Below are 23,991 nucleotides of genomic sequence, written 5' to 3' on the forward strand. Positions count from 1 at the left end.
TCTAACTAGCCGACGCGCCAGGGGCTGTCGGTTTAATAAAGGGTTTTAGTACAGATACTAGGTCGTCTACGTCGCTTTCTTTAAACACACCATCAACACCATTGGCCGACACGCTCGTAAAGGGCGCCTCGTAAAGTTTGGCAATGTCTATAAAACCGTAGTTGGCAATGTAGGTTTTCAATAAATCAATAAAGCGTACCTGTTGCGAGGTTAAATTCGGATGGAGGTGCACAAAGTCAGTAAAGTGTTCATTGACTTTTGCAGGCTCCAAGCCTACCAGCTCTTGCAAGGTAATATGCAACTGATCGGCAGTGCGTCCATAAAATTCATTCAACGCATCTAAGCTCACGGTTGGGTGTGTTGTTAAGATGGTCGAGGTTAGATTCTTTAGGTCATCTTCTGAAACAGTTTCATGGGCTTTTATTTTTTGCAAAATAGGGTTCGTCGAAACCAAATTATCGAGCAGTTCTTTGGCTCGTTGGCGATAAATACTGATTTCATCTTTGTTAAATAAGGTGTGCTTACGCGCCTCCGATCGCACCTCACCATCTTGCGTACGCGTTTTGAGTGGGTCATAACCGCCACTGGTATCACTCTGACGGAACTTCATAATACTGCGCAGTTGAGTCCTAGCCTTTTCGAGTTTAGCAATACTCGGTGCTTGCCAAAAATTAGCGCTGTTTACTTCGTCAATAATGGCTTGTTTTTGGCGAACCGCTTGAATATTAATCGCCAAGCTCGCTATTTGTTCTATCAAAGTGTCTCGACCATCTTCAAAACTTGATGACTGTTCGATATAACTTGTTTCTAGCGCGGCCAGTAAACGGTCCAATTGCGTTGCATGCTTGTCTTTTAGAGGACGAACCGCCATCAGTGGTGCCATTGTTTCTAATAACAGGTGCTGAGTGGTGGCGTTCAGTTTCTGTAAGCTATTGGCTTGCAGTAGCCTATCAACTTGTCGCAACTCTTTACGTACAGCTACACTGTCTCTTGGTAAATCGGCAATATCCGCTTTGATTAACGCAATCGCCGTATCGAAACCGTCGCGATGATTATGCTTAAGGGCTTGCACAGCAAGAGTGACACGAGCTTCAAAACAGGTCTGCAATAATGGCTTGCCACCTACATCTTGAGGTTCTTTGTACTCTTGCTCAAAGAACTCAAAATTACCGTAGTGATCAAAAATCAAAAATTCCGTTTTGTCTTTACCTGGGCCAAATAAGTTTTCACATAGGCGAGTACCACGTCCAATCATCTGCCAGAATTTCACGGATGACTTTACCGTTTTCGCAAAGACAAGATTTACCACTTCTGGTACGTCGATACCCGTGTCCATCATGTCCACAGAAATCGCGATTCGGAATTCGTTATCGCCTTTTTTAAATTCTTTAATCACGCTCTCAACATGGGGTATCTTGTTATGAATGACCTTACACACTTTATTTCCATATTGAGGGTAGAGCTTGCAGAACAATTTTTCTAAATGCTCGGCGTGTTTTTGGTTATTCGCGAAGATAATGGTTTTACCGACGAGCGAGTTGGTTTCATCCTTAATGCCATTATTCATGAGGTTTTCAAGGATTTCTTGATCGGTTTTTTCACTGAAAATTTTACGACCAATGTCTTTGCCTTGATATTTGGCATTTTGCGCTTCGTCAAAACCAAGATCGTCTTCTAACTGTCGTTTTTGCTCATCATTAAGATCTTGGTAATGGATGCCGTCACGTAAGAATTCAGTCGTTACGTCTTTAACCTTAAAATCCACCAAATACGGCGGTTCATGATTAATCGCTTCTTGCAGACCAAACTCATAGGTCGGCGCTGTCGTCTCGCAGCCAAACATATCAAAGGTATTACGACTGATGAATTTTACCGGTGTTGCTGTTAACCCAACCTGCAGTGCATCAAAATAATCAAAAATATCACGGTAGCGATTATAGATACTGCGGTGACTTTCATCGGCAATGATCAAATCAAAGAAGCCCACATCCAGTTGTGCAAAGCGGTTCATCATGCCTGGATAAGTAGACACGTAAATACGTGCGTTCTCGTCGATTTTATTCGCATCACCGATTTCACAACGTGGTTCACTTGGCAGGTTAGCCTTAAATGCTTCGCTAGCTTGAGTACGTAATTCTTTTCGATCGCATAGAAATAACACTCGCTTTGCCCAGCCTGCATTTAGCATTAAGTCAGCCAAGGCGATAGAGACACGCGTTTTACCTGTCCCTGTTGCTTGAATAATTAACGCTTTGCGACGCTGCTCTTGGAAAACATGAGCGACGGACTTGATGGCGTCGATTTGATACAAGCGATCCGCAATCTTTAAATTTGGATTATTCTGTTCAAGCTGGTTGTCGCGGTATTGATGCTGGTAAATAAGATACTCAAGGCTCTCTTTACTGTAAAAACCATAGACGATTCGTGGCGTATTATATTGTACGTCGTCCCAAATAAAGGTCTCATAACCATTGGTGTAAAAGATCACTGGCCGTTGACCAAATTGCTCCCCAAGCGAATTCGCATACAGTCGAGCTTGTTCACGCCCTGCTTGATCTGAGCTGTTACTAGAACGCTTCGCTTCTACTACGGCGAGTGGCTGACCATCGCTTCCCCAAAGCACATAATCAGCATAACCTTTGCCAGAAGGGTTATTCTCAAAAGCCACCTCTACTTCAATACCAACTTGCTCTGGATCAGAGACATTCCAGCCAGCTTGAACCAGCATGGCATCAATTAAAAGCTCACGAGTTTTCGCTTCGTTCCATTGCAAACTGTCAGCAACGGCTTGGCTTTCTTGCTTACGTTTAAGTTGATCGGGATAGGCAGGTGCATCAAGATACTTAAGGTTTTTAGTTCGTTCTTGTTCAATTTGCTCAAGCAGCTCGTCGTTGAGCTTTTTCTGCTTCTCCAGTTCCTCTTTGTATTTATTGATGGACCCAGACAGCGCAACAGCATCCGCACGATTGTCTTTTATCTCAACAAACTCAGGAATTGCTGCCTTTTTCTTCATGTAATATTTAATACCAAGGTAGCAGGCTAACTGATGTGCTGTCCCCAGAGCCATAAGAGCTGTTCGTAAATCCCCTTCTCCACCATGTGCTGTTTCATTACCTTGGGTTCGTAGATAATTCAATTGATGGACAAGCGGTTTTGTTACACAGTTTTGGAACACGGAATCGCGAACCATAGTATTCAAGGTTGATTCAGGTAAACGAGGTAAGCGCTCTTCTTTATAGATGGCCTTGGTTAGCTCTTCAGCAAAGGCGCGAAGACGAGTCAAGGCACTACCTGGGTCAATATGCAGCACGGCCTCAGCCAACCCTGCTAGGTTGGCTAATGCTTCGTTTTCAGGGCGTAGGAACTCAAAATTTTGTGATTTCATAAATAATATTGTTTTCATACTCGTGCTATAGCGAAAGCTGTGCCAACTTCTATTTCACGTCGTATTTATCCATCCAGTTGGTTAGTGTTTGGTAGTTTTTAAGCCCTAATAACTCAGCCGCTTTGGACTTACTGCCATTGGAATGAGCTAATGCTTTAGGAATGTAATGCCTTACCAAATCAGAAATAATATTTTGAATATCAATACCTTGCGAAATATCCTTATCTAACAAACCGGTATTATTCTGAGGTCTATCAAACAACGCTTGTTTGATATCATCAGCCGATATTGCGTCTTCACTACTCCATAGAGAAGCTCGCAATAAAGTAGATCGTAATTCACGTATATTACCCGGCCACAATTGTGAAAGGATAATATTTTTTGCATTTACAGAAATTTCTTTACCTCTCAGAGCAATATCTTGCTTTGCCATATCCACTAATAATGCATCGGCTAATAAAGTAATATCACCCTGTCGTTCTCGAAGTGGTGGCAATGAAAGAACCCCAACAGCAACACGATAAAAAAGATCTTCCCGAAAACGTCCGTCATGGATAGCTTGCATCAAGTTTCTGTGTGTGGCTGTAATAATACGAACGTTCACATTTTCCTCTTTGATCGCGCCCACAGGCGTAATAACGCCCTCTTGTAGAACCCGTAGCAATCTTACCTGCACACTGGGCTCTAGCTCACCAAATTCGTCTAAGAAAAGTGTTCCACCATTGGCTTGCTGGAAATACCCTTGTCGATCAGCTGATGCGCCCGTAAACGCGCCTTTTTTATGGCCAAATAAAATAGAGTCAATCAAGTTGAGGGGGAAAGCACCGCAGTTTACAGCGACAAAGGGCTGATCCGCTCGGTTACTGGCATTGTGTATCGCCCTCGCAAATAATTCTTTACCGGTTCCTGTTTCACCTTGAATAAGCACTGGCACATCGTGTTTTGCAAGGATTTGAGCCTGCTGCTTAAGTCGCTCCATTAATGGGTTTTGTGTGACTATTTCGCTAAAAGCAGGGCTTTGATTTGGAAAGGACTCAGATAACTGCGTCAGTTTAGTAGACGATAATACATTGGCCAATGGCGTGTATTCAGCCGCAATATCAAAAGGAATTTGTACTAGCTCAGCCCCCTTTTCTTTACTGGACTGAATGAATTGCGCTGGATATTTGGTCTTGCCAAGTAAAACCCACACGGCTTGCATCGCTGGTGTACCCGGACTCAGTAAAATAGAAAGTTCACACTTTGATTGAGCAAGCTCAGAAAGACATTCATTCGCTGCTATATAAATAGAGGAAAAATCCACGGGAGACACTAAGGTAACTTGCGTCAGTATCAAAGAAATCTGATCGCTTAATTTGCTTTCAAGCCACTTTACGTAGTTTTTTCCTTGCTGACTTGAGTAGTTACACAGAAGAACGACCTCATCAAAATCAAACGCACTCAAGGCGGAATAGATAGGGCCATGATGCTCAAGCTTTAAAGCACCGTCTAAGTCATGCTGACCAATCCAAGTTACCAGCGTCTTTCTCAAAGGAAATCCTTATCCATTTGTATCTAATTTAATGAGTTAAATACCACCTATGGCATTACAGTCTGTAACATAGCACTTTTTTTATGAGCAAATAAAGGATAAATCCTGACAATAACTAGACAAATAGGCTGAACGGTACACTGAAAAAAATTGATGTGGCTGAAGGCTTACTCGCAGGACGCCTAATATATTTAAAGCACCGTTTCTGGTCTGAGCGGTACCTAATTCCCTTACTAGAAGCCTATACTGACTAGCTTTTTAAATTAAGAGCCAGCTTACACAACCAATTTTGATAAATTTCCTATCAAATACAGCAAAAACATCGAGTAACTAAACCTGCGAAATTGAAAACACTTCATTGTGTACCAGCACTGAAAGTTTGTAGAAAACTGGAAGTTTTCGGTTGGACAGATCTGTAAGGGTGATAAATCTTCCGTTCTCATCAATAAACGGCACCTCCACAGTAAGATGTTTACGGTTAATCTTAGCTAATGATGAAAGCGTACCATCCAGTGTTTTGACTTTCTTAAATTCCATTTCAACTGTAAGCCATTGCCAATAGTCAATCAGATGAGTATAGGATGACAATGTTGTGGTAGCATTCGAATGGCCAGCCATCAGAGCTAATGCTGGAAGCAAAGCGTGGTATGTTGAAGGTATTGCGATAGTAGTTTCCATGAATCGTTTCTGAAAACTAGAAAAGGCTTCAGTGCGCCCCCATTCTTTAACGACCTTTGGAATCGGGTCTTGTTGGCGATCCTCAATTACGAGCGATGAACTGTCGCCCCATGAACTACAAAACCTGTGTCGTCAGCTTACCCAATTAAACGACGACCAACTAACCGTCGAACTGGTACACCAAGTTGAAAAACAAAGTGATGACATTGGCTCAACAGGCAAACTATTAGATCAACTACACAATAAGTTGCCCTACCAAATATGGGAGCAAAAGCTCTTAGGAATTTAAGGTAGAAAGCCGCTAGTGTAAAACTTATGTAGCGGCTTCTTTATTTTATAAAGCCCTAGCAATACAGCGATATGAATAAATGATTATCTTCTCCATACATCCTAGGGATTCTTTCTTTAGCACTTACAGCCCCCAAGTAACTTTAAACTAAATTCATAACCAGCTACGCAGTCACTTCAACAAGCCCACCACTTACTGAAAAATGAACTAACGTGCTAATCACTGGTTTACCTGAAAGTACTTCTAACGCGTCCCGATAAGCTTTTAATTGTCCACTATGCTCTTGTGCTATATCAAGCCATTTATCCTTCGGCTGCGGATTCGATTTGTGGTCAATAACAATCCAGCCCTCGTCCGCCTCCACAACCAGGTCAATTGCTCCTTGTCGAAGACCTCCATCACTGAGCATCAGCATGATTGGCATCTCGGTGTGCAGAACGGCATCTGGATATCGGGTTTTGACCCAATCAAACAAAGCCAACCCCTGTTTAAAGATGTGATCGCCTTGCACAACACCCGGCAACTCAGCTTTGACCAACTCATTCAGAATCTCGACATCCAAATCAGGCTTAGCAAGAACCAAAGCCAAGCAATGGTGAAGAACTGAACCTAGTTGATCCATGTTGGGTTTACCGTTGATTGGAATTCGATTTCCAAAGTCATGCAAAACACTGCAGGCGCTCTGCGTATGTGGTGGAATCTTCGATGCTGGTTGGAAGTAGTCTACGGCTGTCACTTCAGTTAACTGTAGTTTGGGAGCCAACCAATGGCGAGATCTGGTATTAGTCGACGCAGAAGCTACATCCGATTTGATCCATGTTTGCTTATCAACGTTCAGTGTCGCTCCCGAAGATAATTTGAGAAGCCCTTGAGCTGGTGGCAATGCGCTGTTATTGAGCAACTGCAGCCAGCCTTCAACAGCATCCTCTTTTCCAATCGTGGTTAAGATCAGTTGGTCCCGAGCTCGAGTAATGCCTACGTAAAGCAACTGAATAGCTTCATTCAATGCTTGTTGTTCAGCATCCTTCCACTCGGGGGATTGATTCAGTTGAGTGGTTAAAACATCATTTCCTCGTTGTCCAGGAAACGGATTCGGCCAATAACACAAGCTTCGGCCCTGTAACGGTTGTTGCCAATCAAAAGGCAGCGCCTGGCTGGTAATCCGGGGACCAAATAGTGATACCTTTAATGGGCTATCGAGACTGTGGCAGATGACAATCGGCCACTCGAGTCCTTTCGATTTATGATAGGTTGCGATGGTAATGGCATCACCAGGGTTTGACGCTTGCTTGTCGTCAAAACGCTGCTCTTGGTTTTTCAGCCACAAGATGAACCCTGTCGGTGTGGCAGCTAGAAATTGCGCCGAACAATGGCTTTCATAGTCGCTCACTAAGTTGGAAAGCTGAGCCAGGTTGGCAAGTCGATGTTCGGTTAGTTTGGCTCCTTCGTTCCATTGGCAAACCGTGTTAGCAACGCCACCAGCCAATAAAGCCGTATCTAGGGCTTCTTTGATACTGAACAATCCAACGTTTTCACGCGCGCGGGCCAGCCGCTCTAATACAGGGTGCGCAGTGTTATTCCATTTCCAAGATTCTTCAGCTGATACTGCAGCTAAACGGTCTTGCAGCCACTGCTCAGGGCCATCCCCCGTATTTAACGTGAGGATTTCCGCGCTTGCTAGGGAGTCTGAAGGGTCAATCAAGCGTCGTAGGCAGGCCAGTGCTAGGCTGATCTCAGGTGTCTCCACCAGACCTGCTCGCTCTAGTGACACAGGGATGCCGATCCGAGCGCAGTAGCCCGCCAGTTCAGCAGCTTCTGCATTACCGCGACAAAGCACGGCCAGATCACGCCACATTGCTTGGCGGGGTCTCTTCAGCTTTTTATCCCAAACCTCAACTCCAGCCTCAATATGAGCACGAATCCCCTCAGCAAGCGCTGAAAGTGTACGTTCATTGCTCTTAGGACCTTCATAAGCGAGTGTCCACCAGCCTAACTCTGCACTGGCCAGCGAATATGAGCTATTCGGCGTCAACTGTACTTGGTCCGGCTTCAAAAGATGGCTAAACGAAGCAGTAAAAAGCTCGTTGGTCAGCTCAACTAAACCTGAGCGCGAACGGTAAGAGTTAGAGAGCGTATTGGTTTGGCCGCCACCCTGCTGGACATAGTCTAACACATCCAGCGTGAGCTTTGGATCACTGCCCCGGAATCCATAAATAGCTTGCTTTGCATCTCCTACCATGAGGACATCGTCAACCAGCTCAGATACTTTGGAGAACAAAGCGAGCTGCAAGGGGCTAGTGTCCTGAAACTCATCAATGATCAGGTAACGGACCTCCTCTTTGAGTCGCTGTTGAACGACAGGATGGTCAATGGCAATAAGAGCCAGATTTTCCTGATCGACAAAGTCAATCAGACCCCGAGACTTCTTGATATCAGCAAAGGTATCCATTGCCTTCTGCGCTGCTTGAAATACTAGAGCAATAAACTCGGTAAGTTCCTGCTGAAAGGCTTGGCACTTCAGCACTTCTAGTCCCATGAACATTGCTTGTGCAAAGATGGGCTCGCCCATTTTTGTTGGTTTGAGCTTGCTCACCTTTACCCAGTTTTGCCATGTTAGAGATTGCTGGCGAAGGATTCGTTGGCAAGCGTCAACAGCACCTAAAAGCCCCTTGGTTGGTTTAACGACCTGCCTGGCCTTTTGCACTGCGTCCTCAAGCGCTTGAATAAACGCCGCTTCAGTAACCCCTGGACTAGTAGTAGGTAGATGGCGTTGAAGTGCAGCGATTGAGGTTTGGGCAAACATATTTGCGTCACTGGCCAGCATGGCATTGGTGCGCATCAATTCAATGATTTTAAGCACGTCAGCTCGCCAATCCTCGACGCTAAGGCGGAGACTTAATTGATTGAGAGATTTGATTTCAGCCAAGCTTAGGCTGCTGTCTAATGCTTCAGCAAGCACCAGCTGTTTATCTTGATCATCTATTACACGTTGCTCAGGTGAGAGCCCGAGCTCAAAAGCGAAGTCTGAAAGAAGTTGACCGAATACGCTGTGAACAGTCCCGATGCGAGCCGACATTACTCCGGTGGCAAGTTCTAACTTGTTGCGACCGATCAACGCTTGGCTGATCCGGCCCTTTAGCTCTTCTGCAGCGTCCTTGGTAAAAGTAACCGCGATGATTTCGCTAGGTAACAGATCCCCGCGCTCCAGTTTATCCGCAACATCATGTTCAATACTGTAGGTTTTGCCTGAGCCGGCGCTAGCTTGGGTATAGTGTAAGGTCATGATTAATGCTCCTTGATGTTGCCAGTGAGATTGCGCCAAGTATCGACGGCCTTGTATGTTGCTTTAAAAGAGCGATTTCCGCTTTTTCGAGCACTCTCTTCCATGGAGACAAGGTCTACAGTGTCGCTTGGTGGTGTTGAATCGTCATCAGGGGTAGCGCAGCCATATGTCACTTCAATTTGTCCAGCATTGAGCTGATCAATTCGCCAACGTAAGACTGAGTCAAACTGCTGCCATGTGCGCTTCAATGACGTTGGGTCCTCTGGCTCGACAACCGTTGCAGTTGTAAATAGCAAAGCACTATTACATAACAGCTCGGCGCGACTCAGGATGAAATAGCCAGCATCGGCAAGCGCCCGAATGCCGTTTCCCTCAGCAATGTGCGCATAGGTCGCCAACTGCAACGGGCGTCCAGCCTTGAGTTCTTCGCGATACCTGTTGTATCCACCCCACTTCAGATCAATAATGGCGAAGCACCCATCATCGAACTCACAGAAAATATCCATGGTTCCGACCAGCTTGCCGAGCTTATCGTCATACTCAAGCTGACACTCCGGCTCTACTCGAATAACCTTGGCCGCAACCATCGCCTGCAGCAGCCTATCCATGGCCTCCAACATCTGCTGCTGAAACTTCAATTGTTCAACCTGCATTCCTGGCTGTGCCAGTGGTAACGCGATTTGTCTGATCATTCCCGGAAGCTGACAGTCCAACCAAGCGCTGATATCACTGCGAGCAATCGGCTGACCGGTCCATGGATGCTGATTAATCCAGGCTTCGATCAAGTGGTGTGCTAGGTTACCTTTCAAACGCACATCCGCCGATAAAGACTCAATTGCCCCTTCACGGATCTGAGCAGCATATTTCAACACGTATTCGTGAGGCTTGAGTGCCAAAGTTGCCAGACTGCTGTATGACTCTGCAGAGCGAGGTACGGGAATTGGACAATCGAGCGACCACCAGCGCTGCGCTTCTGGCAATGGGGTATCATTCACCGGCTGTGCTGATGCTCCAATACCTTTGTTAGAGAGGATCGCATCTTCCAAAGGTGGCCAAGTGTCAGCATCCACCAAACTGCCAATTTGCAACTTCAACAACTCTGGATTCGAACGGGTCGCAATTAGTGTCAGTGATTGCTCAGCAGCCAATAATGGCGCGTGACTTCGAGCCAAAGCCTGCTGTTCTAAAATTGCCTGTTGCGATGGGGCGGGTGCCAAAGGGATACCACTCAATTCCTCTTGCGATAGCGGCGGTACCTCAATCAGGTTAGAGATCTCCGGGTTTATCCAGGTAATCTTGCTAATTGAACGAGTCCGCAGTTGTGTGACTTCGGCATTACTGACCACATCAAAACAGGATGTCTCTCGACTACTACGTAAGCAGCTATTGCCAACGCTTAACACCATGGTGATCAATCTATTTAGCTGGATCTTGCTGATGTCACTTTCCGGCCACTCACGCAGCGCTTGGCTAACCGAATCTGAAGCTGCATAAGCCGCAGAAAAGATAGTTTTAGCTTGCTCCTGCTCCGAAATACTGAGCATTGCATTCCAGTACCTTGCGACGCGGTCCGTCAACGAGATGGCTAGCTCGATGGGCATGGCATCGTCACTAGGGCACAGGCACATCGGCAGCCATTCATCAATGGCGCTGCGCAAGCTAGCTTCGTCTTGCTCAGTGCCATCTGCAAGAGCGGCAGATACGAATTCATCAATCTCGCTCTGCCAGTGGTTGCGATCGTATCCGGGGAGATCACGAAATCGTCGTGCAAGCTTTCGACGCAAACGTCCAAAGCGCCCCGCAGGCAACGATAAATATTGAAGTAATACTTCTGCCGATGGAGTTTGCCAAGCGCACTGAAGCATTAGCAGTAAAAGTTGGTTTGGAGCGCGAAAAGTGGAGAGGTCACCAAGCCCAGTGTTGTTCCCCCCGAGCTGACCAATAGCTGCAGCCAAGCAGTGATGCCCGCCTCGGGAAATGATCAATGTCGAATCATTTGCCTCCCGAATTGCGTATTCGGTTGCGAGCTGCTCACTTCCGGCAGAGAACAATTTGAGCGTTCCGTCCTGTTGCAGGCCGAGAGCGCCTTGGTATCCATCGCTCAGAGCGCGCTGAAGCTTACCCAGGTCGCAGTCTGCTGGCGCTTGCGGCGAGATTGCCATGCATACTTCCGTAACCGAAACCCCAGCGCTTTCCAGAGAGTCGAACAGATTTTGATACAGTGCAGGCCAACTGAAGCGCGGGTGGTGAAGCTCAAGCGAAGTAACACTTGAAGCCAACAAGTTGAGTCTAGGGAGAAGAGCGTAAATACGTTCGCCAAGCGAACTTCCGACAGTTTCGAATCCCCCCTCAACTGCTGCTAAGTCAGCCATGCGTCCTTTATCAGCGCTTCTTGAATCATGTTGCCAACCATGAAGGATGGCCCAGTCCCGCCATGCCAGCAATGATTCAGCACTGGCCATTGGATCAACAAGCAATGACTGGCTGTAGAATCGCTTGCCCTCATCGGCGGTTTTCAGTGCTTTTAAGTAAGCCACAGTGCGCGCAACCTGAGATCCTTCTGGGCTCACGATCCCAGCGCGAAATTCAAGCTCGGCAATAAGCCGTTGCTCACCACAAATCAAAGAGTTGTAATGCTCAGGTAAATCATTGGGTAATCGATCATCATAGCCAAGACCAGCAATAATTTTCATACGTATCTCCGTTTACATTTTGAAATAATGCTCAAGCTAATTTACTACCGTGCTTGGAATTTAAGTGACTTTTAAAACTCCCGTACTTTAATGACATACCTTATATAAAATTATCAAGGCATCATTTCGCTTGCATTAGCCCAGAGTACTTCAACAGTCTAAAAGTAGCTATTGCAGAGTTGACTGTAAGTAGAGCTGAATGTGTGTTACACAATAATATTTTAATTAGAAAACCATCTTAACAGCTGAAACGACAGGTTATGTCGTTACCTCTTCTCATAATTGCCTTAACAAATAACCTAAAGACTTTGCATTATCATCAAGTTTTGAGGACATCAAACAAAGGTTATAAGATGAAAGCAAAGCTGATTCAGTGAACTCTGTATCTGAAAGTTTGTAGAAAACTGGGAGTTTTTGGCTAGACAGATCTATCTGTAAGGGTGATAAATCTTCCGCCCTCATCAATAAACGGCACCTCCACTTCCTGAACTTTTAGTAAGCGAAGATGATCAATATTATACGGATCAATTACAAGGGTTTTACGTCTCCTATAAATTGGAGTCGCTTTCTGAAAAATAATCCTTCAAAACAGATGTGGATATTTTAAACATCAAAATTAATTCCTTTTTGAACTTAGTAGATCCTGTGTTGATATGGTATCCATGAGCCACATCAAAAACATCGCGTGACTAAACTGAGGAACTGAAACAGGCTTATTGTTTAATTTAAGACTTAGAACCGGTGCTGAGTTATACACTACACCACCAACACGGCGATTTATTCTTTCACTCCCTAAATCACAGCTCAGCAGACAACTAGAGAAAACACCTTTGGCATTGCCAACCTGTGAAGACGGAATATACAGTTTCTTTGTAGCGTCGTACCATGCTTGTGCCCAGACTTTTTTAAGTTCACCAAATGCTTGTTCATTTGATTGCTGAAGATGAATTAAATGAGCCAGTAGATAGTAGAACGCTGGATCCTTAAAGTAATTGCGGGCTTCATAAAGCCGAGGCTGCCCAATAAAGTCCACACCTTCTTCAAATGAAGATATTTTATACGCCCTGTACGAGACTTCATTCGTCAAAACTAACTGATACGCCTGACTTAGCCTTTCAACATAATGGGATGTTAGGCCATATTGAAGATCCGATGGTTTGATAGGCTCAGCATCTGGAGCTACTTGAAACTGCTTTTGCGCATCCTCAAGGTACCTAAGCCCTTTTTCTTGCAACTGAACTTGGTTTATAACAGGTGTAATACTGTCTTTATCTCGTGTGCTTAAGGTTGGCTTTTGATCGAAGCTTTTGACTTCAAATCCTTCTACTTTAAGTGGAGTTTCTTTTTTTATTCTCTTCAAGACCGCATAACTAGCGGAAAGCCCCCACTCACTTTTGATCTCGATAAGGCGCTTACGATTGACCCTGGCCAGGGTCGAGAGCGTGCCATCCATTGCTTTAACCTTCTTAAAGTCCATTTCTACCGACAACCATCGCCAATACTCCATTAGATGAGTATATGAGGATAATGTGGTTGTAGCATTTGAATGACCCACCATAAGCGCCAGCGCAGGAAGTAAAGCATGACGTGTTGAAGGTATTGCGATAGTAGTTTCCATGAATCGTTTCTGAAAACTAGAAAAGCTATCGCTGCGCAGCCATTCTTGAACGACTTTTGCGATCATGTCACTTTGCTTATCGTTCAGTACTAAAGCCGAAGCAGTAAAACTAATGAAAGTATGCCGTCCATCATGGAGTCGCATGCCAGGGTCACCCGTTACAAGCTTCAGCACTTCAATAACTCGACTAAAGTGGCTATCCATATGGCGAATTTCTTTCGGGTTAACCAAGTCAAAGAAAATCGGGACAGACTTATTTTTCTGCCCTTTTGCTTTCTCGATATAGGAACCTAGTATTTCCAACTCTTCCTCATTCAAAAACAATGAATATGGAATCCGACGATTTCCGCTTTTCGATTTTACCCGAACAGTTTCTTTTGATATGCGGTGTGTCCTCACATAAAGCACTTGCTCCTCACATGAAAAATCTCTTAGCTTCAAGCGCCTAATTTCTTCTCGTCTTAACCCTAAACGGCAACATAGCACTAAAATCAAAGCATTCGTTAACCGCTCTTCTGTATTCATATCTTTATCGGATAACAAAAGCGAGAGCGCTTGATCGTATTCCCACGGCATGATGATTTTGCCAGTCAAACTCTCTTCATGCTCCTCGACATCCAAGTCACGGAAATCAAATTTAGCAACACCAAAATATTCATGAATGACAGAATGAAAACGAACCAATATCTTTGCTCTTTCAGCGCGGTTTTCAATATCTCCCGCATCAATAATATCTTGATAAAGATCTGAAAAATCTTCGTAATCGAATACAGTTAAAGACTTATTTGCAGCAAATTCAAAAAGACGCGGAACAACTTTTGAGAAATAAGTCAGAATGGTTGAAGAAGCTAAACCTCCATAGCGCTGCCCTTTTCGTCCAGAAATCTCATATAACCAGGTTAGAACAAGAACAATAATTTCCGGTAGCTCATGAGACCTCTTTACTAAATCAGAAAGATTTCTAGCTGTATCCAACGAAATCAGCTTTTGCCAAAAACGGGTTATTTTCTCTTTTGATGTACCAGGGTACTTATCAAACTTTTTTCGAAAGACCGCCATAAAATTTTTATAGTAATCGTTCGAACATGCCATTTTCTTGAAGAAAGAGCGTTCTGCAATCACACTCATCATGGATTCTTCACTGGATGGCATGATGTAACGATGCTTACGATCTAACATTCTTAATAGAGTATGCTCTGAAAACCCTTTCACTCTGAGTGCTGCTTGGCGAACCCCATAAAGAGCGCCCGTTTCTGACCATCTAGGTGCATGATCAATAAGTTGATAAAGCTTACTAAGAGTCATTTTTTTATCATGCATCTGTCGAAACAGCGCTAATAGCTTCGTATACCCATTAGCTATTGATTTATCAACTTTGGATTCAGAGAAATTGCCATTCATTAGTAGCTCTAATTTCTGTGGATTAAGGTAAACACTCTGTGAGTCAGCCCTCTTAACCAACATTGCTAGGAGCAACGCAGATAACCCACCAAAGAAAATCAGCTCCTCTTTGCCTACCACCGCAGTCAGGTAACCGCTCATATACTTTACTGACTTGATGATCACTACTGAACGAAGCATTTGTGGGCGAAGATATCCCGTGCCGTCTAGTATCATGGAGAACAATAAAAGATTACTCAGAGTTTCAAGAGAAACATATTTGTGCTGAGTTATTAACGCTTGTACAAAGTCATAAAATGTCGAGCTAATTTGACTATAGTTTCGCTCATTAAACATTACATCGTAAGGCAAGACAGCATTAGCTACTGGGGACTTTTTAAAGTAGTGACCTAGTGCGGAATTTAAGTAATCATAATTGGTTTCTGTCTCTTTGCCATCGCTTAGTTCCAGTTTTTTAAGCAATACTAAGGCTTGCTCATGCAGATATGGGTCCTTGATATAATGCTCAGATAAAAGCTCGTATAAGTCTTGGTTTGTCGCGATCGCCTTATTTAACAAAGATTTTAAGTCAGACTGTATTATTTGCTCAGCACCCTTCGATTGATTTCGAGACTTTTTCTGAATGGAACGAGGGACGAATTGTCCTTTGTTGTATATCTTCGATTTAGAGAAGCTTGTGCGTCCGAGCAAACTAAAGCCAAGATCATCAATGCATTTAGATATGACATTTCGATGTACTTCAACTTCAGGGCTGCCATACTGCATCAAAGAGGTGCTTTGAAACGAGTGCATATCGGTAGAAATATGCCCCATTTGATGGTCCAAGAATGGAACTGCCTCTTCAAAATTAAACAATGTGTGATAGGAAAGGTGACGCATTGCATTCTGCGGTAGAGTCCACTCATCTCCCATAAACGCTTCAATTTGTGAAGTGCTTGGTGCCGCTAATACACCATTATCCAACCACAACCCCAGAAAAGAGGCATTACTATCACGATGAATAGACGCCTTCAGCACCACAGCCATTTTTTTATCGAGTAAGCGAACCCTTTTAATGATCTGTTCAATCCACCCAAGAGTGTTATTGATCTGCTTAGTCATTAATTCAGGAATGGGGATAATTCGAGTCGCGCTCTCACCAAAATGAATTTTATCGGCTACCAGTACGCTTGTGTAATCATCGTTCCAGCAATAATGCTCAATAAAAATGCTTTTATTACGGCGGTGACTCGTAACCGAACAAAACATCAAAACAGTGTATGAGACGAGCTGATTATAGATTTCTCGCAAAGTAACAAGAGAGTTGTTCGTTCTTACGTTTCTGAGAGATGCATTTAAAGCCGACACTTTTTCAGCCAAATGTTCTGAAAAAGCTGTTTTATTGATCGCCAACTTAGAACCGATGACGGAATTGCCTTCGGCAAGATCCACTTGATGGTCGAAACCAAAACCTAATGACTCGCTACAGGTGTTCATAAATGCTAGCTGAGAATTTTGGACTGTGTCCGACATGTAGTAATGCCAAGTAGACAAACCAAATTCATTATTCGCGAATATAAGTGCTGCTCTATGGCGACCGTACTTGGAAACCACACAACCATAAAGCAGATATCGAAGCACCTTATGAGTAAGGCGCCTATTTAAGCCACCATAATGAACGATTTCAGCACATGCTCTCGTTAATAAATCATTCGCTTTTTGTAAAACGTCATCAGGTAAAAGTTGTTCTATTAAACCCGTTTGATAATCAGCAAAAAATGCTCTGAACAAACTAAGAATCGGCTTTGGTATTGGTAACCCTAGCCATTCAGTATGCGGTAACAGCCATTTAAAATCTCTCTCACTTGGCTCGTAACGATCAGCGATATCAAGCTCTTTGCGCCAATATATCCCTGATGCAATGTCAACAATGCCAAAACATCCCTCAGTTTTTTTTAAGCTATCGGTATCCCCCTCTGACACAGAAAGATGTAAACCAAGCACCTCATGTAATTTTAAAGACGTTAAGATAGTTAAAAATGCCAATGTTGAACTGATAGTCGACTGCGCGCTATTAATCCATTGTGTTGCTTTGCTAAGCTCATAAGGCGTCAAACGGTAAGTGATAAATGTGAGACCAAATTGCTCTTTTGTTGTGAGTATTTTATTACGAAATAATTCACGCTCTGCTTTGATAGTTGGAATAATTGAATCAGGATCCAGCTCTACAATGTTTACATCAGGGATATCTTCGATATCTAAGCTGTTCTCAGAAAAAGGGAAAGCTTCGACGCTGACTAGCTCCTTAACTCCTGATTCAGGCAGTCTTGAACGTATCCTTTTTTTAACTTTTAAAGGCGACTCTTCTTTATAATTTGAGCATAGGTTCCAGCCATCTCGAACCATTTTAAAATAAGCCTGCGAAACCGTATATTGGTCTGTTATTTCATTACAGAAATACTCGAGGGTTTCAATTACTGTCAGCTGATTAGGAATTTGTTTTATCTTTGAACTGTTGGATCTATGTGACAAGATTAACCGAATATTATCAGCAGCTTCAGCAACCGTAACAAAACTTAACTTTACCGTGCTTGAAGTTAAAGCGTAGAAAACAGATACCAGAAGTTTATAGAAGACGATGTGCTCAATATCGTTGGGAAGCTTTTTTACATCAAGAGTCAGTAGAGAAAGGAGTTGAAATTGATTAATCCTGCCTCTACATAAGCCTCTACCTTCTTTCAGCGCTAATTCAAAGTTTTTGTCACTGCGAATCCAAGATTCATCTAGAAATATATTGGCTTCCGAGCATTCTGACTTCATAAGATAGAAGCTAAGTAAGTCTCCCGCAATCCTTTGAAGCTTTGCAGTCGCAAATTCTACCTCACTATTTTTTGCAGCTTTTTCAATTAACGGATGCATTAGCAATGTTCAATTTCCACCTGAGCACTACTAAGCGAAAAGCTAATCAATTCATATTGCTTCTCTGACAGTTGCCTAACTTGAAAGTCACGCAATACATAGGCATCAATTGAAAATCCCTTGCCTTTCTCCAATGCAGAATATTGTTCAGCATTAACGAGCAGACTCTTTTTACCTTTGCCAGTTTTAGGAACAACTTCAATAGTCGGTCCTTTCTTGTGTACATCACTTATTTCATACTCTAGTAATGAGATTTCTTTAGCGTCAGGCCTAAAATCCGGCTTTTCAGGTGGACTAAGAATTTCAATTTGATGAGGCTCTTCATACCCTTCTACTTGAATATCAAAGCCTTTAACTCCTTGGTGATCAGCGATTTCATCAAGAATTTTAATAGCCTCGAACGCATCCTGAACTTTTGGAAAGCCTGATACTTCGTAGGAATCTGATGCAGGTTGATCAACCTCGTTAAGCTGTTTAATTGACTCCGTCATGCCCTTGAAATGTAGATTCAACACATCACAGACAATTTCTTTTACAGAATGAATGAGGTCAGAAGAGCTACCTGAAAAGTCATAATTTATCTGAATATGCCCCTCAAGCGCGGCGACTGAAAACTTTCTCGCATCAAGTTTAAAGCCAGCATCCTTCTTACGACCTTCTATTGGAGAGCCTTTACCATTAGCAACTTTTGCAAGTAAAGTGACAAGGTTACCAATCAAGTCTACTGATTTATTCCCACTCTTACTGATATTACTAAATACAATCGCATTTAGTTTTTTATCAAATGTGACATCTTTAAGTTTTACGTTAATTCTGCATACGGTTTGTGTCATTAAACCTCCAAGCACTATCTACTACATTCCTGCAGCAACTAATTAATCTTGCTTAGAATTTACACACAATTAATAAACAATCAAAACCATGCCGTCAAATTATGACGCCTATTAACATAAAATTACAAAAATTACAAAAATTACAAAACAAAACATATCTCAGATATGCTTTAACCCTCTCAAACTTTCAGATAATTCTGCGATAGAAGCCACCTCTTTAAGCAACTCTTCTCTCAGCGAGATTGGCTCACGCACAATTACACTAGCTCCTTGGCCAAGCAACCAAGAGCGCGTATCCCTATCATCAGGAATAACGGCTCGCAAGAGAAACCACTCCTTAGACTCAGTCTCCAGAATGGCCTGAGTAGCACTTAATTTTGTTTCCCCAAGTCTTTTCGCTAAGCTCCTATTAATAAGCGCCACTAGGTGGATTGACTCATCAGAGTACTTAACACCTGACTCGCCAGCGTCTATATATCGTTGAAGTGAGAAGCTTATATTGGGACGGAAATCAGAGGAGGATAACTTCAAGCTTGTGAAACGATGAAGAGCATACTGTCTAACATCATCATAATCGTTGTAAGACCCCAGCACGTAAGTGGCACTTTTTCGGATCATTAACCCATAAGGATGAAGAATAAATGATTGAATCTTGTCTTTAGCATGACTGGTGTATATAACATCTAATGCTTTATTTGACATGATTGCTTCACATACAGTAAACCAAATTTTTGGATCAATATATGCAGGAACAAGCACTTTACCGTCTGGAACTATTTTCACTTTTTCTAGCCAGTTTACATACGTACTGTCTGAATGAGATTGAATAAAGCTTTTCGCTCGATTTAATTGGGGAGATAGCTGAGATAAAAGCGGCACTGGCATTATACCAAGCAGGTATTCATTTACGAGAATGGTGCTCACCGCTGAAGACGCATCCATCGCTGCAAAACTTCCCTGATAATCTGAAGCAAAACACCATCTATGCGGGCGAACTTTATCATTACAGGTGATTGGATAATGTTTTGCTAAGGCGACAAGATCGCGCTGTAGATTACGAAGAGATACCAAAAACCCCTTTTCTTCCAACTTTTCAAGTATATCTGTTGTTGAAATACCAAGCTTAGGCTCAATCGGTATTAGCTCCAGTATACTGATATATCGAATAATAGAATCCATCTTTAAAACTCATTACGCATTTAATATAAATTCTATCCTAGAGACCACCTTAATTGTTAGTTAGATGTCACCTTAAAACGAAATAGCCCATTTGTTCTTCCTAGCTGACGAATTATGTATTATTTTTTATCCATGCCGTGAGGTGTCTACCTTCTATGCTAACGCAAAAATATAAGACGAGCGCTATTAAATCCAGTCCCTTTTTTGTGGCTAATTTTTGATTTCCTTGTTATATGCCTTGAAAAACTCTAAAAGATTTTGGCCTTTTTTTCAGCCGTATAAGCTATCCACTAAACTATCAGCTCTAAATTTTTAAACGCTCATTTTACACCGAATTTTAGATATTAATCTGATGCAAAAATGGGCAGGTATGATGAGGTTTTATAGGTTATTAAGCTGATAACAGTGTGGAATAATAATAATAAATTTGGAGGTTATATGAACACATCACAAAAAAGCAATGAGCTTAATAAAAAATCAAACTTACCGATTATCTTTTTTCTATCTTTGTCATTAATAACTGCACTCATCAACAGCAGCGTACCAACTCCCCTATACCCCTACTATAAGGAGATATTCAAATTAAGTGCAACAATGGTCAGTGTGGTTTACGGAGCTTATGCAACTGGGGTTATCATTGCTTTACTTGTTATTGGAAAATTGTCAAATTTATTTGATGATAAGAGAATATTAATTCTACCCTCATTATTTATAGTATTTATAGCAGGAATTTTGTTCTCAAGATCCAACTCATTTTTAGATTTATTTATAGCCCGTTTCCTTACTGGTATAGCTACTGGTGGACTTACTGGAGCTGCCAATATATCGCTTCTGAAAATATGTAAAAAAGATAATGGTAAGACCGCAGCATTTATTGCTGTTTTATCTTTTACTTTAGGCTTGTCTTTAGGGCCATTAATCAGTGGTCTTTCTATAGAATATAATTTTTATTATTTAAAGTTTCCGTTCTATATTATTTCACTTTTTTCTGCAATTTCCTTTATAGGTATAGCAATTTATTGGCCTAAAAAGATAAGTGAACCAATTACAATTAACAATGAAAAGAAATATTCAAACAAAATATTACATGTAAATAAATTTATTATTTGCGCAATATCTTTATTTTTGTGCTGGATGTTTGCTGCTTGCATACTAACCTTTGGCCCAACATTATCAAAATTAATTGGTGGTGATAAAGGTGAACTATATTTCTCATTTATAATCACTGCTTACTTACTTATTGCTGGTGTGAGTCAGATAATTTCAAAGAAATTAGAATCAAAGCATTCCGTTATATTTGGCTATACAAGTCAACTTTTTTCTTTTTCTCTATTATTTATGGGATTGTACTTTAAAAGCCCACTACTATCTTTAGCTGGGTTTATTTTAGCAGGATATGCTTATGGTGCATTGTTTGTAGGAAGTGCAAGTCTTGTGAACCACATATCAAATGAAGAAAATCATGCCAGAAGCATTTCATTATTATATTTAATTGCTTATACAGCAAACTGGATTCCAATTTTAATTGGCTTTTTTGTTGACATATATGCAATAGAAAATGTTACATACATATCTTTATTATCTTTCTCTTTGATAGAAATTCTAGTTCTATTCTTATTTAAGAAAACTCAGTTTTAATTATATAGGGAGTTCTACTTTTATGAGAACTCCCTATATTTTAAGCAATATTAACTTTGAAATTGCCTAACTATTTCGTCGATTACTATTCTATATTTTGGTGTAGACTTCAGGTCCGGATGTACAACAAGCCAAATATCAACAACATCTTGAAAATCAGGAACGACATTAACTAACGAATCATCATTATTGTTAATCATAAATTTAGAAATCATTCCAACACCTAAAGAGGCACGAACTGATTCAATAATAATATCTTGCGAGTCACATTGTACAGACACATTATTATTATCGACTTTGACATCAAATAATTTTTCCCAATGTCTAGGAACTAATTTCTTATCAAACATTATTAAATTATCTAATTTTGAAATTTCACTAATATGATTTACATCTATTTTTTTTGCTAATTCTGGTGATGCATAAAGCCCCATTGATATCGAAGCGAGTTTTTTAATTACTAATTCATCCGAGTCAGGCCTAGAACCACGTATAGCTATATCAGAGTTCAAATTTGACACATCAGAGAATGTCACACTTGTATTAAGGATTATTTTTATATTCGGATACTGATTTTGCACTTTCTTGATTGAAGGGATTATGAATTTTTTTGCGAGTGTATCAGTGGTAGATATTTTTACTACACCACTGACATTATCAGCCATTAGTTTTGACTTATATTCTATTGATTCAAATTTAGAGTTTATCATGCTTATTTCAGAATATATTGATTCACCAATATCCGTTAATACAAATTCTTTTTTTGTTCTATGAAATAATTTATGATTTAAATTTCTTTCTAACGAAGATATTCTCCTACCAACAGTAGCCTGATCAACATTCAAAGACCTTCCTGCAGCCCTTAATGTATGGAGCTTAGCTACCTCATAAAAGAACTTTGCATCATCCCAATTCATTATAAACATTCCCTTTTTATAGTATAGAAAACAAGACAAGTTGATGAAATTATGCATCACACCGAAGTATTTTTGTATATTACAAAAAGTTTTTTATTATGTAAATATTTAATTAAACTAACTCATAATGGAGTTCAATCATGCAAAACATTGAAGTTAATGATAAAAAATATCAATCAAAGACCTTTGTTATGTAGTACATCTAACTTTATTATAAATGAATTTTATAGAAGAGAGGTAGGTTATATTCTCTCTATATGAGGGCTTGCTAGTGGTAAACAAGAGTATACTAATGAGAAGTGCTGGCGCATTAGCGATAAGCGCCGGTTATGGGATGATCCCTCCTCTTGTGATTTACTTTACGAATGCTGGTATGTCCAATCAGGCGATTTCTATTCTGATTGCGATCTATCCCTTATTCAAATCCTTAGGCTATCTATTAGGTTCTGTATCAATTTTCAAAAGACAAAGCAGCAGGTCTATACTGTTTTTGGCATCCGTTACTTATTTTGGTATGTTTTATTTCTCTGACTCTTGGTCTCTTTTTCTCTTTAGAGCTATCGAAGGTCTATTACTTGGTTTATATGTAACAAAACAGTCAATAGAAATTAGCAAAGAGAATAATGCCACACAAAATTTAGCATATTTGAATTCTGCGGCGTCAGTAGGTGTGTTTATTGGACCTTTAATTGTCTCTGCCTATTTACAGTCAAAACACCCTCTAGATTCGTTCTTAATTCCAAGCCTAATATGCTTTTTGATATTCATTGTATTTAGAGGCAACTCCTGGACAGACAGTAATTCAATAAAATCAAAGTCGTTTAGCTCATCTTTATTAAGTAGTGAAAATGTTAGTTTGCTATTTACGTTTTTCGTTTTCGATTTTACTTATGGTTTCTTGTCATTAACTAGTTCTTTTACTCTAACAGCTAGTTTTCACGAGAATGCTAGTATTGCCACGGCCTATTTGCTAACAATAGGTTTTATTATATTTAGCATTTTCATGCCTATATTTGGCAAAATGATAAACAACAGAAATTCAAAACCTCTACTAGTAATATCCCTGTTTCTGATAGCGATTTGCTTTTATGCCATTCCATATACTATTAATTCCAAACTACTCGTATATTCTAGCTTCATCGCTGAGTACATTCTTGCCTCTCTGGCTTATTGCTGTGTTCTATCCAGAATGTCAAATGCACACGAAAACATATTTTCTATCGGCGGAGCCATACAGTCAGGAGGCATGGTAGCAGGCCCAATTGCGGCATCTATTCTAATGTCTGAATTAAGCCTTGAATTTACATATATGACTCTTGCTGCCCTATACGCCCTCTCTTGCGCTCTTTCGGCCGGACTCTTAAGCAAAGCAAGCAGTCAAACTCTACCTACCTTTGATTAACCGCTCATTAGGCCGCATGGCCTTTAACCATATCTAAAACTTATAGCCATGCGGATTTGGAACCTGGCAAAAAAAGGGTTTCTATATCAATCTAGTGAAGATACTAAAGCTTCTGCAAAGTTAGCGTTCATTCTACGCCGTTATTTCATCTCATCTTTTTGCACTCTAAACTGGACTCCGTTTTCATCTTATAACCGATAACGGAGTCCATCTTATGACCAAACCTTATACCCGTCGTTCTTCCTC

11 protein-coding genes are annotated in these 23,991 nt (G+C 41.4%); 2 read left to right on the forward strand and 9 right to left on the reverse strand.

Features of this window, described 5'->3' with window-relative positions:
- Position 1: 1 nt before the first annotated feature.
- From V6259_RS17260 to V6259_RS17295, 8 genes are all read right to left on the reverse strand, one after another.
- Positions 2-3,403 carry a DEAD/DEAH box helicase family protein gene (locus V6259_RS17260; protein ID WP_341585580.1) on the reverse strand — a complete coding sequence of 1,134 codons (3,402 nt, stop codon included), beginning with the start codon at positions 3,401-3,403 and terminating at the stop codon, positions 2-4.
- Positions 3,404-3,434: 31 nt separating this feature from the next.
- Positions 3,435-4,916 (reverse strand): sigma-54 interaction domain-containing protein, encoded by a 1,482-nt coding sequence (locus V6259_RS17265; RefSeq protein ID WP_341585581.1) that lies wholly within the window; start codon positions 4,914-4,916, stop codon positions 3,435-3,437.
- A gap of 330 nt (positions 4,917-5,246) precedes the next feature.
- Positions 5,247-5,594 carry a hypothetical protein gene (locus V6259_RS17270; RefSeq protein ID WP_341585582.1) on the reverse strand — a complete coding sequence of 116 codons (348 nt, stop codon included), beginning with the start codon at positions 5,592-5,594 and terminating at the stop codon, positions 5,247-5,249.
- Between the two features lie 452 nt (positions 5,595-6,046).
- The gene (locus tag V6259_RS17275; protein ID WP_341585583.1) at positions 6,047-9,166 is read right to left on the reverse strand and encodes a UvrD-helicase domain-containing protein; all 3,120 of its coding nucleotides are present in this window, start codon (positions 9,164-9,166) and stop codon (positions 6,047-6,049) included.
- A 2-nt stretch (positions 9,167-9,168) separates the two neighbouring features.
- Positions 9,169-11,859 carry a hypothetical protein gene (locus tag V6259_RS17280; RefSeq protein WP_341585584.1) on the reverse strand — a complete coding sequence of 897 codons (2,691 nt, stop codon included), beginning with the start codon at positions 11,857-11,859 and terminating at the stop codon, positions 9,169-9,171.
- A gap of 616 nt (positions 11,860-12,475) precedes the next feature.
- On the reverse strand, positions 12,476-17,776 hold the full coding sequence (locus tag V6259_RS17285) for a tyrosine-type recombinase/integrase (protein WP_341585585.1): 5,301 nt from the start codon (positions 17,774-17,776) through the stop codon (positions 12,476-12,478).
- Positions 17,776-18,609, reverse strand: a complete 834-nt coding sequence (locus V6259_RS17290; RefSeq protein ID WP_341585586.1) for a hypothetical protein — start codon at positions 18,607-18,609, stop codon at positions 17,776-17,778. Before V6259_RS17290 ends, V6259_RS17285 begins: the two co-directional genes overlap by 1 nt.
- 159 nt (positions 18,610-18,768) lie before the next feature.
- On the reverse strand, positions 18,769-19,788 hold the full coding sequence (locus V6259_RS17295) for a helix-turn-helix transcriptional regulator (protein WP_341585587.1): 1,020 nt from the start codon (positions 19,786-19,788) through the stop codon (positions 18,769-18,771).
- 438 nt (positions 19,789-20,226) lie between these two features.
- On the opposite strand from V6259_RS17295, the gene V6259_RS17300 reads away from it, so the two are divergent.
- Positions 20,227-21,426, forward strand: a complete 1,200-nt coding sequence (locus V6259_RS17300) for an MFS transporter (RefSeq protein WP_341585588.1) — start codon at positions 20,227-20,229, stop codon at positions 21,424-21,426.
- Positions 21,427-21,476: 50 nt separating this feature from the next.
- Here the strand turns inward: V6259_RS17300 and V6259_RS17305 are convergent, their stop codons facing one another.
- A complete protein-coding gene (locus tag V6259_RS17305) occupies positions 21,477-22,343 on the reverse strand; it encodes a LysR family transcriptional regulator (RefSeq protein ID WP_341585589.1) in 867 nt (288 codons plus the stop codon).
- Positions 22,344-22,635: 292 nt separating this feature from the next.
- Between V6259_RS17305 and V6259_RS17310 the strand changes: the two genes are divergently transcribed.
- A complete protein-coding gene (locus V6259_RS17310) occupies positions 22,636-23,745 on the forward strand; it encodes an MFS transporter (protein WP_341585590.1) in 1,110 nt (369 codons plus the stop codon).
- Positions 23,746-23,991: the final 246 nt, after the last annotated feature.

The sequence above is a fragment of the Marinomonas sp. TI.3.20 genome, assembly GCF_038155025.1.
In the GTDB taxonomy this organism is placed as follows: Bacteria; Pseudomonadota; Gammaproteobacteria; order Pseudomonadales; family Marinomonadaceae; genus Marinomonas; species Marinomonas flavescens.

Bases quoted from the DNA above. Each gene is read 5' to 3' on its own strand.
- V6259_RS17260 (WP_341585580.1), bottom strand. From the start codon at position 3,403: ATGAAAACAATATTATTTATGAAATCACAAAATTTTGAGTTCCTACGC.
- V6259_RS17270 (WP_341585582.1), bottom strand. From the start codon at position 5,594: ATGGAAACTACTATCGCAATACCTTCAACATACCACGCTTTGCTTCCA.
- V6259_RS17275 (WP_341585583.1), bottom strand. From the start codon at position 9,166: ATGACCTTACACTATACCCAAGCTAGCGCCGGCTCAGGCAAAACCTAC.
- V6259_RS17280 (WP_341585584.1), bottom strand. From the start codon at position 11,859: ATGAAAATTATTGCTGGTCTTGGCTATGATGATCGATTACCCAATGAT.
- V6259_RS17285 (WP_341585585.1), bottom strand. From the start codon at position 17,776: ATGCATCCGTTAATTGAAAAAGCTGCAAAAAATAGTGAGGTAGAATTT.
- V6259_RS17290 (WP_341585586.1), bottom strand. From the start codon at position 18,609: ATGACACAAACCGTATGCAGAATTAACGTAAAACTTAAAGATGTCACA.
- V6259_RS17295 (WP_341585587.1), bottom strand. From the start codon at position 19,788: ATGGATTCTATTATTCGATATATCAGTATACTGGAGCTAATACCGATT.
- V6259_RS17300 (WP_341585588.1), top strand. From the start codon at position 20,227: ATGAACACATCACAAAAAAGCAATGAGCTTAATAAAAAATCAAACTTA.
- V6259_RS17305 (WP_341585589.1), bottom strand. From the start codon at position 22,343: ATGAATTGGGATGATGCAAAGTTCTTTTATGAGGTAGCTAAGCTCCAT.
- V6259_RS17310 (WP_341585590.1), top strand. From the start codon at position 22,636: ATGAGAAGTGCTGGCGCATTAGCGATAAGCGCCGGTTATGGGATGATC.